Below are 19,059 nucleotides of genomic sequence, written 5' to 3'. Positions count from 1 at the left end.
AAGGCACGTTAGTCCCCGTCACGCACCCCAGCGACGCCATGACCTCCCCCCAGGGCCGTGGTGTGTCGAGCCTCAGGACGTCGAAGGAACGCAATGTTGATGGAGCAGTGGGCTCACCGATTCTTCGAGCTCTCGACCGAGCTGTTCGCGGTGCTGGGCTCGCAGGGACGGATTCTGGAAGCCAACCCGGCCTGGAACGTGACGGTGGGTTGGTCTCCCACGGAGCTGCGGCTGGAGGGCTATCGGGGCTTCATCCATCCCGAGGACCTCGCCCAGGTGGACTCCCGGTTGGAGTCGCTGGCGCGGAGGATGGGCACCACCCGCTTCTCCTGCCGGTGGCGCTGTCGGGACGGCACGTGGGCGTGGCTGGTGTGGAGCGTGGCCTGCTCCGCGGTGGGCGGCCCGCTGTACTGCACGGTGCGCAGGCTGGAGTCGCCTCCCGCGCTCGAGCCCGGCCCCACCACCTCCGAGCCCGGCGGTCCGCTGCCGCCGTGGGCGATGAGCGACAGCCTGCCCCTGGGCCTCTACGTGGTGGAGGTGCGCACGGGCGCGGTGCTCTACGCCAACCGCCGCTTCTGCCAGCTGTGGGGCATCGAGTCGCTGGAGAGCGCCATCCGCAAGGGGCAGGTGACCCACGAGGATGTGCTCGGCCACTGCCTGCGCGCGGGTGAGGCCGCGAGCGTGCTGCGCCTGGTCTCCCCGACGGAGGCAGACACCCCGCCTCCGCTGCACGCGGACGAGGCGCAGCTGACCAACGGCCGCACCCTGCGCCGGCTATCCACGCCCATGGGCGCCAGCGGCGACGAGTCCCGCTACCGGCTGTTCGCCTTCGAGGACGTCACCGAGCGCAAGCGCACCGAGGAGGCCCTGCACCGCTCCGAGGAGAGCTTCCGCAAGCTCATCGAGACGGCGCCCGAGGTCATCTTCGTCCACCGCGACCAGCGCTTCGTGTACGTGAACCCCACGCTGCTGCGCGCGCTGCGGTACGAGCACGCCAGCGAGCTCATCGGCCGGTCCATCTGGACCATCGTCCACCCGGACGACCTGGACATGGTGCGCCAGCGCGTGCACGCGGTGGTGGCCCGGGGCGAGCTGGCCCCGCTGCGCGAGATCCGCTACCTGCGCCGAGACGGCACCTGGTTCGACGCGGAGAGCGCGGGGCTGCCCGTGGACTTCGACGGCGTGGGCGCCGTCGTGGTGATGGCGCGCGACATCACCGAGCGCAAGCGCATGCAGGCCCAGCTGCTCCAATCGGACCGGATGGTGCTCGCGGGCACGCTGGCCGCGGGCGTGGGCCACGAAATCAACAACCCGCTCACCTACGTCATGGCCAACCTGGAGTCGGCCCTGGACGCGATGCACCGGCTGGGCGGCGAGCTGGGGAGGATGCTGCCCGACGGCGCGCTGGCGCCGAGCTGGTCCATGACCCTGAAGGACACGGTGGAGCTGCTCAAGGAGGCGCACGAAGGCGCCACCCGCGTGCGCAACATCGTCCGGGACCTGAAGTACATCTCCCGCCAGGACGAGGAGCGGCGCGAGCTGCTCGACGTGCGCGAGTCGCTGGAGTTCTCGCTCAAGCTGGCCTCCAGCGAGCTGCGCCCGCGCGCCCAGGTCATCAAGAAGTACGAGGACGTGCCGCTGGTGCACGCGGACGCGTCGCGGCTGGGGCAGGTGTTCCTGAACCTGGTCGTCAACGCGGCGCAGGCCATCCCCGAGGGGGACCCGACGAACCAGCACGTGACGCTCTGGGTGCGCCCGGGGCCCCACGGGGGCGTGGCGGTGGACGTGAGCGACTCGGGCAGCGGCATGCCGCCCAGCGTGCTCGCGCGCATCTTCGACCCGTTCTTCACGACCAAGGCGGTGGGCTCGGGCACGGGCCTGGGGTTGTCCATCTGCCACGGCATCATGCGCGGCCTGGGCGGCGACATCACGGTGCGCAGCGAGCCGGGCCAAGGGACGACCTTCACGGTGCTGCTGCCCCCCGCGCCCGCGGACGCGGCGCCTCGCGAGGTGCCCGTGCTGCTGCCGCCCTCGTCCGAGCGCGCCGGCCGGATGCTGGTCATCGACGACGAGCCCGCGGTGGGTCGCTCGCTGGCGCGCATCATCGGCAAGCGCCACCAGGTGACGGTGGTGAGCAGCGGCGAGGAGGCGTTGGCGAAGCTGGACTCGGGCGCTCCCTTCGACGCCATCTTCTGTGACCTGATGATGCCGGGCATCACCGGCATGGACGTCTACGAGCGGGTGCGCGAGCGGGAGCCGGGGTTGAGCCTGCGCTTCATCTTCATCACCGGCGGCTCGTACACGGCCCGGGCGCGGCAGTTCCTGGAGCGCATCCCCAACCCGCGCATCGAGAAGCCGTTCGACGCGCAGATGATTCAGCAGCTGGTCGGAGAGGTATTGGCCGTCGGGGTTGACGGTGATGTCTCCGGCCTGGAGTGAAACCACCGCGCCGGATGTCCCGGCGCGCCCCTGAAGGGAGTTCCCTGGTGATTGGCGGCGGATTCGTCATCGATGCGGTTACGCACGCGTACAACCTGCACCCGTCCAACTGGCGTGCCGGGAAGTACGCCGAATCCCTGGCCCAGCTCATCTTCGGCCTGCACTCGGGGCTGTCCGGCGACACGCACCGTGTCGTGAAGCCGGAGCAGTTCATGAAGGACTGGTCCGTGGACGAGCTGGCCCACATCCTCTTCGTGGAGAGCGACGTCGACCTCGCGGTGCACCACGTGCTGCCGCTGCAGACGCTCTACACGGACGGGCTGTGCTCGTACGAGAAGACGCTCGACATCAAGCGGCGCTTCCCGGACCGCTTCCTGGTGTACGCGGGCGTGGACCCGCTGCGGGGCACGGCGGCGCTGGAGGACCTGGAGAAGCAGGTGGAGGAGCTCAAGCCCACGGGCCTGAAGCTCTATCCGGCGGCGTGGCTGGGGGACTCGTTCAAGCACACGGGCTGGCGGATGGATGACCCGCGCATCGCGTTCCCGCTGTTCGAGCGGGCGCAGAAGCTGGGCATCAAGAACATCGCGGTGCACAAGGGCCTGCCGATGGGGGCGGTGCCCATCGAGGCGTACAAGGTCGACGACATCGGCGGCGCGGCGGATGCGTTCCCGGACCTGAACTTCGAAATCGTCCACGGCGGCATGGCGTTCCTGGACGAGACGGGCATGCAACTGTCGCTGTTCCCCAACGTGTACGTGAACCTGGAGGTCACGGGGGCGCTCTTGGTGAAGCGCGAGCGCTGGTTCGCCGAGTCGCTGGCGCAGCTGCTCAAGTGGGCGGGCCCCGCGAAAATCATGTGGGGCTCCGGCACGGTGTTCAGCCACCCGCAGCCGGCGCTGGAGAAGTTCTGGAACGACTTCCAGCTGCCCGAGGAGCTCACCCAGGTGTGCGGCATGCAGGTGACGCCCGAGGTGAAGCGGATGATTCTCTGCGACAACTACGCGCGCTACGCGGGCGTGGACGTGGAGGCGGTGAAGAAGCGCATCGCGAACGACGAGTTCGCGCGCAAGAAGGCGAAGGGGAACATCCAGCCGTACAGCTACCAGGGAGGGCGGCCGTGACGCCCGTGGAGAGCGCGCTGCGCGAGCGCATCCAGGGGATTCCGGACCCGTGCAGCCTGGCCACGGGCGTGCCGCTGGGCATCGGGGAGATGGGGCTCATCGAGAGCGTGGTTCATCAGGAAGGGAAGGTGACGGTGCGTCTGCACATCACCTCGCCCATGTGCATGATGGCCGCGTACTTCATGCGGGAGATCGAGCAGCGGCTCACGGGCCAGGAGGGTGTCGAGTCCGTGCACGTGGAGTTCGACCACGACCTGAAGTGGACGCCGCAGGACATCCACCCGGACGCCCGGGAGCGACTGGCGGCGAAGCGAATCACGATGCTCGGGGGACGGATGATTCCCCGAGGTGAGGCGCCGACGTCGCGCTGAAGCGGCTGTTCGTCTGGGTTGGAGCGGGCTCGTCATCCGGGTGGGTGACGGGCCCTTTGCTTTGGGATGGGTATGGCGCGATGGATGGTGGTGGTGTTGTGGCTCGTGATGGGCTGTGCCTCCGAGGACCACGGGCTGCTGCGGTACCAGCGGAGCACCACGCCGCGCAGCTCCGGCAAATCCACGGGCCACAGGTTCGCGCCGTGCAACGGCCAGCCCGCCTTCACGCGCGGATGCTCGGGCCCCAGCTCCGTGCCCAGGTAGAGCCCCTCCTTGCGGTCAGGCTTGCCCGACGTGAGCTCTCCACCCAACGGAAACCACCCTCGCCACGCGGCGCCACCCCGCGCCATGTCCATCGCCTCCTTCGCCTCACGCGGCAGCGCGAAGAAGCGGTGACTCAGCTCCTCCATGCGCGCGAGGAGCGCGTCGGGCACACCGTGCCCCGAGACGTAGAAGAAGCCCGTGTCACGACACGCCTGCTCGATGTCTCGCGCCACCTGCCGCCGAGCCTCGGAGCGGGACGCGTCGAACAGCGGGGACATCTCGATGACAGGCAGACTTCCAGACGAGGGGACTCCAGCCATTGGTAGATGGGTGGCGCGGTACCGGTCAGCGGCCCGTTTCCACCCGCCTCCTTTCAAACCGTACGTGCGGTTTTCCCGCATACGGCTTAACGAGAGTGTTGTCGTGCAGCATGCACGGTTTCGGGTAACGAATCGTCCCACGCAATCGGTGGAGCCCCTGTCCCCAGAACCATTCCCGATTCCACTCGTGAGCCTGTCCGGCTCGCAGGTTCCTTCCCCTGCGCTTCACCATGAACTGGTGCAGCCGCCTGCACACGTAGGAGTCGAGCTGATTGAACTTCCGGGCTGCATTCCCGCTGCGGAAGTAGTTGCCCCACCCTCGCAGCACCGGATTCAGGTCGGCGATGATGACTCGCACGTCCTTCACCCCGTACCGCTGACGACTCGTCAGCTCCTTCACCCGGGCCCTCACCCGCTTCATGCTCCGCGCTGACGGCCATCTGTGCAGGTAGTAGCGCTTGAGGCCACGCTCCTCCAGCAGCTTGCCCGACATGCGTTGATGCAGGTGACAGCCCAGGAAGTCGAAGCCTTCCTTGCCCTCGGTGAGTTCCACTCGCCGCGTCTTCTCCGGATGCAGTCGTAGCTTCAGCCTCTCGAAGATGATTCGCACTCTTCGTTCAGCCTCCTCGACAGCTTCGCGGCTTTTGCACAGCACCACGAAGTCATCCGCGTAGCGCACCAGCTCGCCTACCCGCGCGCACTGCCGCTGCCACACGCTGTCGAAGAAGTGCAGGTAGATGTTGGAGAGCAACGGAGAAACCACTCCGCCCTGCGGCGTCCCCGAGACCGTCTCGGAGTACCGGCCCTCTTCTACCACTCCCGCACTCAGCCACTGCCTCAGCAGCTTGAGCACCCTGCGGTCCGACACCCGTCGCTCCACCCGCTCCATCAGCAGCTCATGCTCGATGCTGCCGAAGTAATCGCGGATATCCGCGTCGAGCACGTGGCGACATCCGGCATTGACTACCTCCCGGATGCGCTCCAGGGCCTGCAACGCGCTTCGGCGAGGCCGGAAGCCATACGAGGACGGCAGGAAGTCCGCCTCGAATACCGGCTCCAGCACCAACTTCACCGCCATCTGCACGATGCGGTCCTTCACCGTCGGAATGCCCAGCGGCCTTCGCTTCCCGTCCGCCTTGGGGATGTACCGCCTCAGTACCGCGGGCGGCCTGTACGCTCCTGCTCGCAGCACCTCGCCCAGCTCCTCTACCAGCCGCTGCGCGCCGTACCGCTCCACCGCCGCCAGCGTGACTCCATCCACGCCAGCCGCGCCCTTGTTGCGTCGAACCCGCTCCCACGCTTCCCACAGGACGTCACTCCGGTGGACTCGGTCATACAGCGCATGGAAACGGCGCTCCTTGCACCGCTTGGCTGCCACGAAGAGCTTGCGCTGGAGTCGTCGAACTTTGTCGGTGGACTCTGGTCCACCGGGGAGATTGGAGCCGCCGTGGCGGCTCATGCCCTCGCTCTTACCTCCCACCCAAGCACCACTCAAGCAGGGGCCCTTCCCTCCGGGCGCGTTGTCCTGCACGCCCCTCATCGGTACTACGGCCCCCTCGGACTCCCGCTGCACTCCCCTCGCTTTCGCCTTCGGCTTATACGCGGGGCCCTGCCGCGACGACGGCTGCGCAGTCGGGTCTCTCCTGTTCCCCACCACTCCTTGAACACGTGCCGCGCCCCATACCCCGGGGAGTTCCGCTGCTTCACACCCGGACTCGTCCGCAGCGGACCTGGCCTTCACCGTGACATGCTCGGCTCGGCTCTCCCATTGTGTCTCTGTCGAGGCGGCAGGCTTCACTTCATGTTGCGGCCCGTGCTCTTGCTCCCTCCCTGTCGGAGGCTTTTGACGCCCCGCTGTGGCCTGCCGCCTCTCGGCGACCGGCTGGGGCCTGCTACCGGGCACTCCGGTGTCTACCCGGACGGGACTCTCACCCGCAGGTCTGGTGGAGCATGGACGTGCTCCTCTTTCTCGTCCTTCAGGACGCACCATGCTCGGAGCCTATACCGGCCCGCACTCGGACCGTGTGTGGCACCTCCAGAGCAAGCGAGCATGACGGCGCTGGACCCGACCTGTCCCCGGGTGGAGAGTGCGCCGCGTCCGCCATGTCCACGCCAGCACCCTCGGAATCGCCGCACGCCACGCTCAGCCCCGGACTCGTGTGGCTCATGGCCGCCGCCTCCGGCGCGACCGCCGCCAACCTCTATTACAACCAGCCCCTGCTCGGAGACATCGGCCGGGACCTCGGCGCCTCGGGCGGGATGCTCGGCCTCGTGCCCACGCTCACCCAGGTCGGCTACGCGGCGGGCATGCTGCTCATCGTCCCGCTCGGCGACAGCCTGGAACGACGCCGCGTCATCGTCACCATGTCCGCGCTCGTGAGCCTCGCCCTCGTCGGCGCCGCGCTCGCGCCCACCCTGCCCTGGCTCGTCATCGCCAGCTTCCTCGTGGGCGCCACCACCGTCGTCCCCCAGCTCCTCGTCCCCTTCGCCGCGCACCTCGCCCCCGCGGCGCAGCGCGGCCGCGTGGTGGGCACCGTGATGAGCGGCCTGCTCATCGGCATCCTCCTGTCCCGCACTGCCGCCGGCTTCGTGGGCACCCACCTGGGCTGGCGCGCCATGTTCTGGCTCGCCGCGGGCTTCATGCTCCTGCTCGCCCTCGTGCTGCGCTTCACCCTGCCCTCGCAGCCGCCCGTGGCCGCCATGCCGTACCCGGAGCTGATGCGCTCGCTCGTCCACCTGGCGCGCACCGAGCCCGTGCTGCGCATCCACGCCGTGCTCGGCGCCCTCACCTTCGGCGCCTTCAGCGTCTTCTGGTCCACGCTCGCCCTGTATCTGGAGAGCCTCCCCGAGCACTACGGCCCCCAGGTCGCCGGACTCTTCGGCGTCGTCGGCGTGGTGGGCGCGCTCATCGCCCCCGTCGTCGGCCGCTACGCGGACTCGCACGGAGGCCGGCGCATCAACATGTTCGCCATCGGCGTGCTGCTGCTGTCCTTCGTCGTGATGTGGCCCCTGGGGCGCTGGCTGTGGGGCATCGCCCTGGGCGTGGTGCTGCTCGACCTGGGCGTTCAGGGCAACCACATCTCCAACCAGACCCGCGTCTACGCCCTGCGCCCCGAGGCTCGCAGCCGCCTCAACACGCTCTACATGGTGACCTACTTCGCCGGCGGCGCGGCCGGCTCCTGGCTCGGCACCACCGCGTGGACCCACGCCGGCTGGACGGGCGTCTGCGCCGCGGGCGCCGCGCTCTGTGTCATCGGCCTCGCCATCCTCGCGCTGAGCCACCGGCGCGAGGCCTGAGCTTCCACCCAGGCCCCTCGTGACAGGCGACTACTTGTTCGCCACCGTCAGCACCACCTTGCCCCGCCCGTGTCCTGAATCGAGCCGGCGGTGCGCGTCCCCCACCTTCTCCAGCGGCAGCACCTGGTCCACCACCGGGCGCAGCTGCTTGCGCTCGATGAGCGCCGTCATCTCCTCCAGCCGACGCCGCTCGCGCGTGAGGAACACCCCGTGCAACGTCTGGTTGCGAGGGTACATCCCCGACACATCCCCCTTCACATCCAGGATGGTCGCAAGCCTCCCGAAGGCCCGCGTCGCGGGGATGCTCGGGACGATGTTGCTGCCCACCGTGTCGAACACCGCGTCCACGCCCTTCCCACCCGTCTCCCGCAGCGCCACCTGCGCCACATCCTCCTTGCGGTAGTCGATGGCCAGGTCCGCGCCGAGCTCGCGCAGCAGCTCCAGGTTCCCCGGGCCCGACGTCGCCAGCACCCGCGCGCCCGCCGCCTTCGCAATCTGCACCGCGAACGTGCCCACGCCCCCCGCGCCGCCGTGGATGAGCACCGTCTCACCCACCTGCACCTGGAGCCTTCGCACCAGCGCGTCCCACGCGGTGCCTCCCGCCAGCGGAATCGCCGCGGCCTCCTCATGCGAGATGCTCGCCGGCTTGCGCGCCACGATGCTCGCGCTCACCAGGTTCAGCTCCGCGTAGGAGCCATGCGGGTTGCCGAAAATCTCGGGCGTGTAGAAGACCTCGTCCCCCGACTTGAAGTCGGTGACGCCCGGGCCCACCTGCTCGACGACGCCCGACACGTCGTAGCCCAGGACCACGGGCGGCTTCAGCCCCGCCCAGGAGCCGTCGTGCCGCAGCTTCGCGTCCACGGGGTTGGTGCCCGACACCAGGACACGGACGACGAGCTGTCCGGGACCCGGCGTCGGAGCGGGGACATCACGAACCTCGAACAGCTCAGGACCGCCGAAGCGGGGAAGCACCATTGCGCGCATGGACGGGCGGAGTAGCCGCCCACCCCACGCCCTCGCAACACGGACACCCGGCGAGCGTCCATGTCTCGACGATGCGAGCACCCCGCTGCTCGCGACCTCACGCTTCCTTCGGCTTCGCCTCCGGGGTCAGCACCACCAACAACGCCTTGGCGCTCACCTGACCACCCACCGAGGCGTTCACCGCCTCGACCGTGCCCGGGATGTCCGCGACGAGCTGGAACTCCATCTTCATCGCCTCCAGGACGACGAGCACGTCCCCCGGCTTCACCGTGGCCCCGGGCTTCGTCTCCACGCGCAGGATGCGGCCGTCCATCGGCGCGAGCAGCCGTCCCGTCCCCGCGCCCTCCGCCGACTTCGGCGGACGGAACGTCACGTCCGCGAGGCACCGCGCCCCCGAGCCCAGGTCCAGCCACAGCGAGTCCCCAGCGCGCAGATACCGCCCTCGCCCCCGAGCCCCCGCGACGGCGTAGTCGAATACGCCCTCCGCGAGGCCCAGCACGGAGACCTCCAGCTTCTCCTCGCCCGTGATGACCTCGTACTGCTCCGACGTCAACGGGCGCACGGAGACCTTCGCCTCGCCGCTCCGGTCCTCGAGCGTCATCGTCACCGCGTGCGAATACGCCGTGTTCCAGTTCACCAGCGAGGCATCCACTCCGCTCGTCCTGGAGAGCCGCAGCGCCTCGTCATGGAACAGCGCCACCGCCGCCAGCGCCCGCTCGCGAGTGCTCGTGCGGTACAGCCGCTCCAGCGTCGCGCCGTCCGCGTGCTTGCCGATGAAGCCCGTATCGTATGCCCCCGAGCGGAACGCGCCATCCTCCAGCACATGCAGCAGCAGGTCCTTGTTCGTCGTGACACCGAACACGGTGAGTTCGTGCAGCGCCTCCACGAGCCGCCGCCGCGCCATCTCTCGGTCCGCGCCGTACGCAATCACCTTCGCCTGCATGGAGTCGTAGAAGGGCGGGATGTCCTGCCCCTCGCGCACGCCGTGGTCGATGCGCACGCCTTCACGAGAAGGCAGCCGCCACGTGAGCAGCCTCCCCGCCTGCGGCGCGTACTGGTTCGCCGGGTCCTCGGCGCACAGCCGCACCTCGATGGCGTGGCCCGTCCAGGTGATGTCCTCCTGCGCGCGCGGCAGCTTCTCACCGGAGGCGACCCGCAGCTGCCACTCCACCAAATCCAGCCCGGTAATCTGCTCGGTGACGGGGTGCTCCACCTGGAGACGCGTGTTCATCTCCATGAAGTAGAACTCGCCGTTCGGCGCCAGCAGGAACTCGATGGTGCCCGCGCCCTTGTAGGCAATCGCCCTGGCCGCCGTCACGGCCACCTGCCCCATCTTCTCGCGCAGCAGCGGGTGCACCGCGGGTGACGGGCTCTCCTCGACGACCTTCTGGTGACGCCGCTGCACCGAGCAGTCGCGCTCGCCCAGGTGCACCGCGTTGCCGTGCTCGTCCGCGAAGACTTGAATCTCCACGTGCCTCGCGTTGATGACCGCGCGCTCCAGGATGAGCTCACCGCTGCCGAACGCGTTCGCCGCCTCGGAGCGGGCGCCCTTCAGCGCGGCCTTCAGCTGCGACGCCTCGTGCACCAGTCGCATGCCGCGACCACCGCCGCCCGCGGCCGCCTTCACCATCAGCGGGAAGCCGATGCGCTCGCCCTCCTTCGCCAGTGCCTCGTCGTCCGCGTCCGAGGCCTCGTAACCCGGGATGCACGGCACGCCCGCCGCAATCATCCTCAGCTTGGCCTGACGCTTGTTGCCCATCAGCGTGATGGCCTCCGCGTCCGGGCCGATGAACACCAGCCCCGCGTCCTTGCACGCGCACGCGAAGGCCGCGTTCTCGGAGAGGAAGCCGTAGCCCGGGTGGATGGCCTGTGCCCCCGACGCCTTCGCCGCGCCGATGAGCTTCTCGATGACCAGGTACGACTCCTTCGCGGGCGACGGGCCGATGGGCACCGCCTCGTCCGCGGCGAGCACGTGCGGCGCGCCCCGGTCCGCCTCCGAGAACACCGCCACCGTCCGGAAGCCGAGCCGCTTGCAGGTGCGAATCACCCGCACCGCGATTTCACCCCGGTTCGCGATGAGGACCTTGTTGAAACGCTCCATCCCGTCCGCTCCTCTCACAGGCGTGCGACGCCGAAGCTGTTGGGGTTCACCTGCCGCGCCTCCGCCTCACGGCAGATGGACAGCACGAACCCGAGCACCCGCCGCGTGTCGCGCGGGTCGATGATGCCGTCGTCGAACAGCCGCGCCGAGGCGTTGAAGGGGTGCGACTCCTTGTCGAACTGGTCGACGATGGGCTGCGTGAAGGCGCGGAGGGCCTCCTCGTCCACCACCTCGCCCCCGCGCGCCAGCTTCTCGCCGAAGACGATGGACATCACCTTCGCCGCCTGCTCGCCGCCCATCACCGCCGTGCGCGCGTTGGGCCACGCGAAGATGAAGCGCGGGTGGAACGGACGTCCGCACATCCCATAGTTGCCCGCGCCGAACGAGCCCCCCACCAGCAGCGTCACCTGCGGCACCGTGGCGTTGGCCACCGCCTGAATCATCTTCGAGCCGTGCTTGACGATGCCGCCCTGCTCCGGCTGCGTTCCCACCAGGTACCCCGTGGTGTTCTGCAGGTACACGATGGGCGTGTTCGACTGGCAGCACAGCTGGATGAACTGCGCCGCCTTCGTCGCGCCCTTCGGGCTGATGGGCCCGTTGTTGCCGATGATGCCGATGGGCCCGCCGAACAGGCTCGCCCAGCCGCAGACCGTGTGCGCGTCGTACGCGTCCTTGAAGCCCGTGAACTCCGAGCCGTCCACGATGCGCGCGATGATTTCCCGGCAGTCATACGGCCTGCGGTAGTCCGCCGGAATCGCGCCCGCCAGCTCGTCCGGCGAGTACAGCGGCTCCGCGTAGGGCGCCTTCGACTGGGCCGCCAGCCGCTCGTTCCAGCCGAGCTTGGACACGATTTCGCGCGCCATGCGGATGGCGTCGGCGTCGTCCTCGGCCAGGTAGTCCGCGGTGCCCGCGACGGTGGCGTGCATCTCCGCGCCGCCCAGGTCCTCGTCCGTGGCCACCTCGCCCGTGGCCGCCTTGAGCAAGGGCGGGCCCGCGAGGAACACCTTCGCCTTCTTCTTCACCATCACCACGTAGTCGGACAGGCCCGGCAGGTACGCGCCGCCCGCCGTGCTGGAGCCGTGGACCACGGTGACCTGCGGAATGCCCGCCGCGGACATCCTCGCCTGGTTGTAGAAGGTCTCTCCGCCCGGGATGAAGATCTCCTGCTGGTACATCAGATTCGCGCCGCCGCTCTCCACCAGCGACACCATGGGCAGCTTGTTCTGCAGCGCGATGGCCTGCCCGCGCAGCGCCTTCTGCACACCCCACGGCGACGCGGTGCCGCCCTTGATGGCGGAGTTGTTCACGAAGACGAAGCACCGCACCCCGGACACGTAGCCGATGCCCGCGATGCTGTTGCCGCCCGCCAGCGAGCCGTCACTGTCGTCGTGGTAGCCGTAGCCGCACAGCGTGGACAGCTCCAGGAACGGCGAGCCCCGGTCCAGCAGCATCATCAGCCGCTCGCGAGGCAGCAGCTGGCCTCGCTTGTGGAACTTCTCGCGCGCCTTCTCCTCGGTGGCGCGCACCTTGGCCTCGACGCCGCGCAGCTCGCCCAGCCTCGCGAGCATGTCCGCGCGCTGCGCCTGGAACGTCTCCGAGCCCGGGTTGACCTTGGAAGTGATTCTCGGCATCGGCCTCACCCCTCTCCTTCGCGCAGCAGCGACTCGGGAATGTCCACGTGACGCGAGCGCAGCCACTCGCCCAGCGCCTTGCCCTGCGGGTCGAAGCGCGTCGACGACGACACGCCCTCGCCCAGGATTCCATCGACCACGAAGTTCAACCCGCGCAGCTTCGGGAACACGTGCCGCTCCACCGGGAAGGCCGCGGCCTCCGGGAGCAGCTCCTTCAGCTTCTCCGCCGTGAGGAAGCGCGACAGCCAGCGCCACGCCTCATCCGAGCGCGCCCACACGCCGATGTTCGCCATGCCGCCCTTGTCACCGCTGCGAGTCGCCACCAGCCGACCCAGCGGCACCCGGCGCGTGGGCCCCGAGGACAGCGGCTCCGTCAACGGGAGCGGCTCCACCGGCGCCAGCGCCTGAGATTGCGCGGGCGGCGTGATGGCGGTGCGCGTGCCGTCGGGCAGCACCGCCACGTGCTCCACCTTGCTCGCGTCGACATAGGCCGGCGTGTAGACACCATACGGCGCGCCATCCGAGGGCGGCGCCGTCATGGTGAAGCCCGGGTAGGTGCCCAGCGCCAGCTCCACCGCGGCGCCGCTGAACGCTCGGCCCACCAGTCTCTGGTCCTGGTCCTTCACCACCACGCGCAGGAACGCGGCGGCCTGCTCCTCCGTGGCCGCGTCCTCGCGGTCCGTGCGCACCAGCGTCCAGTGCGCCTCGCTCGGCTTGCGCGTGAGCGCCGCCTCCATCTGCTCGCGGATGAGCCGCGCCTTGTCCTCGATGTCCAGGCCCACGAGGACGAACGTCGCCTCGTTCTTGTAGCCCCCCAGGTGGTTGAGGCACACCTTCACCGTGGGCGGAGGCGGCTCGCCGCGCACGCCGCTGATGCGCACCCGGTCCTTGCCGTCCGCCGTCAGGGCAATCGAGTCGAAGCGGGCCGTGGCGTCCGGCCCCGCGTAGCGCGCGCCCGTGACTTCATAGAGCAGCTGCGCGAGCACCGTGTCCACCGTCACCGCGCCGCCCGTGCCCGCGTGCTTGGAGATGACGGACGAGCCGTCCGCGAACACCTCCGCCAGCGGGAAGCCCGGACGGCGCACGTCGATCTCCTTGAAGAAGGAGTAGTTGCCGCCCGTGGCCTGCGTGCCGCACTCCAGCACGTGGCCCGCGACCATCGCGCCCGCGAGCTTGTCCCAGTCATCCTTCTTCCAGCCGAAGTGCGCGGCCGCCGGCCCCACCACCAGGGACGCGTCCGTCACGCGGCCGGTGACGACGATGTCCGCGCCCGCGCGCAGGCACTCGGCGATGCCCCAGCCGCCCAGGTACGCGTTCGCGGTGATGGGCGAGCCCAGACCCAGCGCGTCCGCGCTGCCGGAGAGGTCGTCCCCCTCCACGTGCGCGATGCGGGCCTCGAGTCCCAGCTTGTCATTGAGCGCTCGCAGCGCCTCGGCGAGCCCGGCCGGATTCAGGCCTCCCGCGTTGGCGACGATGCGCACCTTCTTCTCCAGCGCCAATCCCAGACACTGCTCCATCTGCCGCAGGAAGGTCTTGGCGTAGCCGGTGGCCGGGTCCTTCATCCGGTCCCGACCGAGAATCAACATCGTCAGCTCCGCCAGGTAGTCGCCCGTGAGGACGTCCAGCTGGCCGCCCTCGAGCATCTCCCGGACGGCCGAGAACCGGTCACCGTAGAAACCCGACGCGTTGCCGATACGGAGGGGGGACTCGCTCATGCGCTCTCCACGTCCTGCCTGAATGCGGAGCAGTGTGGGAGGCCATGCCTAAAAAAGCAAGCGCGCTTGCTTTTTTCCAGGGCGGCTTCCAAGCTGACCTCGTGAGCGAGGCACCGGCCGCGACAGGACGACAGGAGCAGGAGCGCAGCCGCGTCACCCGGCAGCGACTGATGGAGGCGGCCATCAGCGCCCTGTCGGAGCTGGGGTGGGCGGGCGCGACGATGACGGTCATCGCCGAGCGGGCCGGCGTGTCCCGCGGCGCCTGTCAGCACCACTTCCCCACGCGCGGTGATTTGGTGGCGGCCGCGGTCGAGTACGTGGGCCATCAGCAGATGGAGGAGCTCGGTCGGCGGGCGGCCCGGCTGCCAGCGGACCAGCGGCGCACGGAGAGCATCCTCCACATGCTGGCGGGCTTCTACACGCACCCGCTGTTCGTCGCGGCCGTGCAGCTGTGGGTGGCGGCGAGCACGGACGAGGAGCTGCGCTCGCAGTTGGTGCCGGTGGAGACGAAGGTGGGGCGGGAGGTGCACCGGCTGACGGTGTCGCTGCTCGGCGTGGACGAGCGCGAGCCGGGCGTGCGCGAGCTGGTGCAGGCGACGCTGGACCTGGTGCGCGGCCTGGGGCTGGCGAACCTGCTGCGCGACGACAGCGCGCGGCGAAAGAAGATTCTCCACCGCTGGGCGCTCACGCTGGAGGACGCGCTGCGTCCCCGGTCCGGGCGCAAGGCGGAGGACTGACGGGCCGCGACGTTCGCGACAACACGCCCCGACGACACTCGGGCGGGGCCACATCGGGAGAGCACATGGGCTACCGCTCCGTATTCGCGCCGGGGTTGTTCAAGGGACAGAACATCATCGTCACCGGAGGCGGCAGCGGCATCGGCCGCTGTACGGCGCACGAGCTGGCGGCGCTCGGCGCGCACGTCATCCTGGTGGGCCGCAAGCCGGACAAGCTGGAGAAGGTGGCGGCGGAGCTGCGCGAGGACGGCGGCGAGTGCTCGCTGGAGACGGTGGACATCCGCGACGAGGAGGGCGTGAAGGCCACGGTGGCGCGCATCGTCGCGGCGCGCGGGCGCATCCACGGGCTGGTGAACAACGCGGGCGGGCAGTTCCCCTCGCCGCTGTCGGCCATCTCGAAGAAGGGCTTCGAGGCGGTGGTGGCCACCAACCTCACGGGAGGCTTCCTGGTGGCGCGCGAGGTGTTCAACCAGTCGATGAGCCAGACGGGAGGCTCCATCGTCAACATGCTCGCGGACGCGTGGGGCGGCATGCCGGGAATGGGGCACTCGGGCGCGGCGCGCATGGGCATGCTCAACCTGACGCAGACGGCGGCGGTGGAGTGGGCCTTCGCCGGGGTGCGCGTCAACGCGGTGGCGCCCGGGTGGGTGGCCTCCAGCGGCATGGACAGCTACCAGGACGAGGGCGTCAAGGCGCTCATCCCCATGCTCAAGCAGGAGGTGCCCCTGCACCGGCTCGCCACCGAGGCCGAGGTGAGCGGCGCGATTGTGTTCCTGCTGTCGGACGTGGCCGCGTTCATCACCGGCGAGGTCATCAAGATTGACGGTGGCGCGTCCTGCAACACCAAGATTTTTCCGCTGGAGGAGACCAGCGCCTCCAAGCCCTACGAGGGCTTCCACCGCGCCGCCGCGCCGCGCATCCTGGGTGGCCCCGCGAAGGAATGATTCGCGTCCCACCTCGCGGCCGTGACAAGAATCCGGGATGGCATTCCGGGTTCTCTGGGTGGGGTGGATGCTGGCGATGGTGTCGGGCTGCGCGAGCACGCGCGCGCCGTCTCCTCGCGAGGATGACGCGGTCTGGACCGAGGTCCGCAGCCGACACTTCCGCGTCCTGACGAACGTGGAGCGTGAGGCGGCCACGCGAGCCGCGCTCGAGTTGGAGACGCTCCGCGGCGCCGTGTCGCGGCTGTGGGGCGGGGACGAGGACATCCCCGGCGCGATGGACGTCGTGCTCCTGCGCGACGCCGCCGAGCTGGAGGCGCTCGTCCCTGGGACTTCCGGTGGCTTCTCCGCGAGGTCCGCCGAAGGGGCGCTGCTCGTCATCACCCAGGAGGACTCGGAGCGAGGAGCAAGGACGCGGGCCCGCGCGCTGGGCTACGAGCTGAGCCGTCGCGTGTTGCAGAGCCGCCCCCGGTGGCTCGCGGAGGGGCTCGCCCGCTCCCTGGAGACCGTGCGCGTCGAGCACGGCACCCGCGAGGCCGTGCTGGGGCGGGAGGATGCGTCCAGCCTGGAGCGGGTCCGCGAGAAGGGGTGGCTCGACATCGACGCGCTCTGGGAACAGGAGCATGTGCTGAAGCCGAGCCCCGAGGAGCAGCAGTGGCGCGATGCCTCCGCGTGGCTCTGGGTGCACTTCCTCGCGCAGGAGCAGCCGGCGCGCTTCGGCAAGTGGCTCGCGTTGCTGGCCCAGGGCGAGGACTCACGCGCCACGTGGGAGACGACCTTCGGAGACCTGGACGCGCTGCGGAGCGGTGTGCGCCGGCACGCCTCTCGCGAGCGGTATGTCCCTCGCGCGTCACCGCTCCCCGCCATCCCGGAGGAGGTCACCGTGCGCGCACTCGGCTCCGCCGATGTCCACGTCCTGCGCGCGCGGGTCCTGATGCATGCGCCAGGGAAGGACGCGCGGGCGGAGGCGCTCGCAGAGGTCCAGCGGGCCCTGGGCGAAGCGCCGACCCATGTCGACGCGGCGACGCTCGCCGCGCTTGTCGGAGGACACGCCAGAGCATCTCCAGCGAGCCCATGCGTTGGTGCGGGACCATCCCGACGATGCGCGCGCCTGGATGCTGCTGGCGGAGCTGCTGGACCCGTCCCTCGAGCCGGGCGCGCAGGCGGATGCGCGACGGCGCGCGACCAGCCTGGCCCGCGATGACGTCTCCACCCTCGTCCGCGTCGCCGACAGCTACAACGAGACGGGCAACCTGGAGGAAGGCCTGCCCACGGCCCGCCGCGCCCTGGAGCTGGACCCTCGCAGCCCCGCCGCGCTGACGTCCCTGGCCTTCCTGTCCTTCCGCTCCGATGGCTGCTCCAAGGCGAAGCGCCTGCAGTACCGGGTCCGGGACCTGCTCGACGGGTCCACCACCGCCGACTTCCGCGAGGCGATGGAAGAGCGGCTGCGCACCTTCGAGCGCAAGTGCAACGCCAACCGGCCTCCTCGCTGAGCCCGAAGCCTCCCATCCCCTGACGTCTCTGTATGGGCTCCAAGGACTCATCATGAGAGAGGGATGAACCCTCCCCGGGGTCCGTGGGAATCGTGGAGAGGATGTGCCAGAAGCCCCGCATGCCAATGTCAAAGGTGTGGGTGGGATTGCTGGGGCTCCTGGTGTTCTCGGGCTGCGCGGGCTCGCGGGCGCTGTGTCCGCGCGAGGGGGGCCGGGCCTGGTCGGAGGTGAGGAGCGAGCACTTCCGCATGCACACGGACCTGTCGCCGGAGGTCGCGGCGAAGTCGGCCATCGAGTTGGAGAAGCTGCGCCGGGCGCTGCTGTTGGCGTGGGGCACGGACTTCAATCCCCCGGGCTCGCTCGACGTCATCCTGCTGCGCAACACGAGTGAGCTGGCGGAGTTCACCCAGGGCCGCTACATCGGCTTCGTGTCCACCACGGAGCGTGGCCCGCTGCTCGTCATGTCGGGCGAGGGCTACCTGCTGGACAACGGCCCCGAGCTGCAACTGCAGACACATGAGCTGGCGCACTACCTGAGCCAGCATGTCCTGCTGCGGCAGCCGCGCTGGCTGGCCGAGGGACTGGCGCAGTACCTGGAGACCACGCACATCAAGCCCAGCACGGGCGAGGCGGTGCTCGGCCGGGTGAACGCGAACAGCCGCAACTATGTGACGCGCAACGGCTGGCTCGGCATCGACGAGCTGTGGGAGTGGGACCAGAAGGAGCTGCTCAGCGACGCGGAGAGCCAGCAGCACTACGCCTCCGCGTGGCTCTGGGTGCACTACCTCATCAACATGCACCCGGAGCGCTTCGACGCGTTCCAGACGCGGCTGGCCCGCGCGGAGGACCCGCAGCGCGCCTTCGCGCAGTCCTTCCAGGGCGTGAGTGATTTGGGCGGTGACTTGCGCACGTACCTGATGAGCGGGCGCTCGGCGTACCTCACGCTGCCGCTGCCGGCGGTGTCCACCCAGGTGGCGGTGCGGGAGCTGGGCAGCGCCGAGGTGCACGCCAACCGCGGGCTCATGTTCCTGCGCGCCCCGGGCGAGCTGACCCAGGCGCAGCGCAAGGAGAAGGCCGGCGCCGAGCTGGCACAGGCCCTGACGGAGGACCCGACCAACGTGAGCGCCGCAGTGCTCGCCACGCAGCTGTCCTCGAACCGCCAGGAGCACCTGGCGCGGGCTCGGGAGCTGGTGAAGGCGCACCCGGAGGACGGACGCGGGTGGGACCTGTTGGCGGAGATGCTGAGCGACCAGGACGAGCCCCAGGCGCTGGAGCAGGCGCGCGAGTCGGCCGCGCGGCTGCTGCCGCACGACGTGCGCATGCTCACCAGCCTGGCCCAGCACTACATGATGACGCTCCAGCCGCAGAAGGGTCTGCCCTCGGCGAGGCGCGCGGTGGAGCTCTCCCCGGGCAATCCGTTCGGGCTCGCGGTCCAGGCCGCGCTGTTCTTCCAGCTGGACCGGTGCGCGGAGGCCGTCGGCTTCCAGCGCCGCGCCGTGGACATGCTGCACGAGGCGTACACGGCCGAGTTCCGCAAGGACTTGCGCGAGCGGCTCCAGCGCTACGAGGCGAAGTGCGGGGCGGCGGTGTCCAAGCCAGTGCCGTGAAGTTCGGGCCTCGCTGAGGATCCGTGACTTGCCCCACC

15 protein-coding genes are annotated in these 19,059 nt (G+C 69.7%); 9 read left to right on the top strand and 6 right to left on the bottom strand.

The window, feature by feature from the left end:
* Positions 1-99 precede the first annotated feature (99 nt).
* The 3 genes from AC6JA9_RS00500 to AC6JA9_RS00490 are packed head-to-tail and all read left to right on the top strand — an operon-like array spanning position 100 to position 3,931.
* A complete protein-coding gene (locus AC6JA9_RS00500) occupies positions 100-2,439 on the top strand; it encodes a PAS domain S-box protein (RefSeq protein WP_223749417.1) in 2,340 nt (779 codons plus the stop codon).
* A gap of 47 nt (positions 2,440-2,486) precedes the next feature.
* On the top strand, positions 2,487-3,560 hold the full coding sequence (locus AC6JA9_RS00495; RefSeq protein ID WP_141324563.1) for an amidohydrolase family protein: 1,074 nt from the start codon (positions 2,487-2,489) through the stop codon (positions 3,558-3,560).
* The gene (locus AC6JA9_RS00490; protein ID WP_267698694.1) at positions 3,557-3,931 is read left to right on the top strand and encodes a metal-sulfur cluster assembly factor; all 375 of its coding nucleotides are present in this window, start codon (positions 3,557-3,559) and stop codon (positions 3,929-3,931) included. Before AC6JA9_RS00495 ends, AC6JA9_RS00490 begins: the two co-directional genes overlap by 4 nt.
* Positions 3,932-3,963: 32 nt before the next feature.
* On the opposite strand, the gene AC6JA9_RS00485 is transcribed toward AC6JA9_RS00490, so the two are convergent.
* The gene (locus AC6JA9_RS00485) at positions 3,964-4,515 is read right to left on the bottom strand and encodes a 2-oxoglutarate and iron-dependent oxygenase domain-containing protein (RefSeq protein WP_497958923.1); all 552 of its coding nucleotides are present in this window, start codon (positions 4,513-4,515) and stop codon (positions 3,964-3,966) included.
* Positions 4,516-4,540: 25 nt separating this feature from the next.
* Positions 4,541-5,974 (bottom strand): group II intron reverse transcriptase/maturase, encoded by a 1,434-nt coding sequence (gene ltrA, locus AC6JA9_RS00480; RefSeq protein ID WP_223786090.1) that lies wholly within the window; start codon positions 5,972-5,974, stop codon positions 4,541-4,543.
* A 644-nt stretch (positions 5,975-6,618) separates the two neighbouring features.
* Here ltrA and AC6JA9_RS00475 point away from each other — a divergent pair.
* A complete protein-coding gene (locus tag AC6JA9_RS00475; RefSeq protein ID WP_497958922.1) occupies positions 6,619-7,812 on the top strand; it encodes an MFS transporter in 1,194 nt (397 codons plus the stop codon).
* A 30-nt stretch (positions 7,813-7,842) separates the two neighbouring features.
* Here the strand turns inward: AC6JA9_RS00475 and AC6JA9_RS00470 are convergent, their stop codons facing one another.
* The 4 genes from AC6JA9_RS00470 to AC6JA9_RS00455 form a co-directional block, all read right to left on the bottom strand.
* Positions 7,843-8,787 carry a zinc-dependent alcohol dehydrogenase family protein gene (locus AC6JA9_RS00470; RefSeq protein WP_497958921.1) on the bottom strand — a complete coding sequence of 315 codons (945 nt, stop codon included), beginning with the start codon at positions 8,785-8,787 and terminating at the stop codon, positions 7,843-7,845.
* Positions 8,788-8,893: 106 nt separating this feature from the next.
* The gene (locus AC6JA9_RS00465) at positions 8,894-10,897 is read right to left on the bottom strand and encodes an acetyl/propionyl/methylcrotonyl-CoA carboxylase subunit alpha (protein WP_497958920.1); all 2,004 of its coding nucleotides are present in this window, start codon (positions 10,895-10,897) and stop codon (positions 8,894-8,896) included.
* A 14-nt stretch (positions 10,898-10,911) separates the two neighbouring features.
* Positions 10,912-12,528 carry an acyl-CoA carboxylase subunit beta gene (locus tag AC6JA9_RS00460; RefSeq protein ID WP_497958919.1) on the bottom strand — a complete coding sequence of 539 codons (1,617 nt, stop codon included), beginning with the start codon at positions 12,526-12,528 and terminating at the stop codon, positions 10,912-10,914.
* Between the two features lie 5 nt (positions 12,529-12,533).
* The gene (locus AC6JA9_RS00455; RefSeq protein ID WP_497958918.1) at positions 12,534-14,243 is read right to left on the bottom strand and encodes an acyclic terpene utilization AtuA family protein; all 1,710 of its coding nucleotides are present in this window, start codon (positions 14,241-14,243) and stop codon (positions 12,534-12,536) included.
* 101 nt (positions 14,244-14,344) lie between these two features.
* Here AC6JA9_RS00455 and AC6JA9_RS00450 point away from each other — a divergent pair, with 101 nt between their 5' ends.
* The 5 genes from AC6JA9_RS00450 (at position 14,345) to AC6JA9_RS00430 (ending at position 19,021) form a co-directional block, all read left to right on the top strand.
* Complete coding sequence (locus AC6JA9_RS00450) at positions 14,345-14,980, top strand: TetR/AcrR family transcriptional regulator (RefSeq protein WP_223749425.1); 636 nt, start codon at positions 14,345-14,347, stop codon at positions 14,978-14,980.
* Positions 14,981-15,045: 65 nt separating this feature from the next.
* Positions 15,046-15,924, top strand: a complete 879-nt coding sequence (locus AC6JA9_RS00445; protein ID WP_483579264.1) for an SDR family oxidoreductase — start codon at positions 15,046-15,048, stop codon at positions 15,922-15,924.
* A 37-nt stretch (positions 15,925-15,961) separates the two neighbouring features.
* Positions 15,962-17,125: a hypothetical protein gene (locus AC6JA9_RS00440; RefSeq protein WP_497958917.1), complete on the top strand. Its 1,164-nt coding sequence runs from the start codon at positions 15,962-15,964 to the stop codon at positions 17,123-17,125.
* On the top strand, positions 17,037-17,414 hold the full coding sequence (locus AC6JA9_RS00435; RefSeq protein ID WP_497958916.1) for a hypothetical protein: 378 nt from the start codon (positions 17,037-17,039) through the stop codon (positions 17,412-17,414). The genes AC6JA9_RS00440 and AC6JA9_RS00435 overlap by 89 nt, the downstream gene beginning before the upstream one ends.
* A 119-nt stretch (positions 17,415-17,533) precedes the next feature.
* Entirely contained in the window at positions 17,534-19,021 is a 1,488-nt protein-coding gene (locus tag AC6JA9_RS00430) for a DUF1570 domain-containing protein (RefSeq protein WP_497958915.1), read from the top strand.
* Positions 19,022-19,059: the final 38 nt, after the last annotated feature.

Source organism: Myxococcus sp. MH1, assembly GCF_059738865.1.
This window is presented reverse-complemented; position numbering and strand designations above follow the sequence as displayed.

What these genes read in the sequence shown, in the direction of transcription:
- AC6JA9_RS00465 (WP_497958920.1), bottom strand. Translation starts at nt 10,897, where the DNA reads ATGGAGCGTTTCAACAAGGTCCTCATCGCGAACCGGGGTGAAATCGCG.
- AC6JA9_RS00455 (WP_497958918.1), bottom strand. Translation starts at nt 14,243, where the DNA reads ATGAGCGAGTCCCCCCTCCGTATCGGCAACGCGTCGGGTTTCTACGGT.
- AC6JA9_RS00440 (WP_497958917.1), top strand. Translation starts at nt 15,962, where the DNA reads ATGGCATTCCGGGTTCTCTGGGTGGGGTGGATGCTGGCGATGGTGTCG.
- AC6JA9_RS00445 (WP_483579264.1), top strand. Translation starts at nt 15,046, where the DNA reads ATGGGCTACCGCTCCGTATTCGCGCCGGGGTTGTTCAAGGGACAGAAC.
- AC6JA9_RS00430 (WP_497958915.1), top strand. Translation starts at nt 17,534, where the DNA reads ATGCCAATGTCAAAGGTGTGGGTGGGATTGCTGGGGCTCCTGGTGTTC.
- AC6JA9_RS00470 (WP_497958921.1), bottom strand. Translation starts at nt 8,787, where the DNA reads ATGGTGCTTCCCCGCTTCGGCGGTCCTGAGCTGTTCGAGGTTCGTGAT.
- ltrA (WP_223786090.1), bottom strand. Translation starts at nt 5,974, where the DNA reads ATGAGCCGCCACGGCGGCTCCAATCTCCCCGGTGGACCAGAGTCCACC.
- AC6JA9_RS00485 (WP_497958923.1), bottom strand. Translation starts at nt 4,515, where the DNA reads ATGGCTGGAGTCCCCTCGTCTGGAAGTCTGCCTGTCATCGAGATGTCC.
- AC6JA9_RS00435 (WP_497958916.1), top strand. Translation starts at nt 17,037, where the DNA reads ATGCTGCTGGCGGAGCTGCTGGACCCGTCCCTCGAGCCGGGCGCGCAG.
- AC6JA9_RS00500 (WP_223749417.1), top strand. Translation starts at nt 100, where the DNA reads ATGGAGCAGTGGGCTCACCGATTCTTCGAGCTCTCGACCGAGCTGTTC.
- AC6JA9_RS00460 (WP_497958919.1), bottom strand. Translation starts at nt 12,528, where the DNA reads ATGCCGAGAATCACTTCCAAGGTCAACCCGGGCTCGGAGACGTTCCAG.
- AC6JA9_RS00475 (WP_497958922.1), top strand. Translation starts at nt 6,619, where the DNA reads ATGTCCACGCCAGCACCCTCGGAATCGCCGCACGCCACGCTCAGCCCC.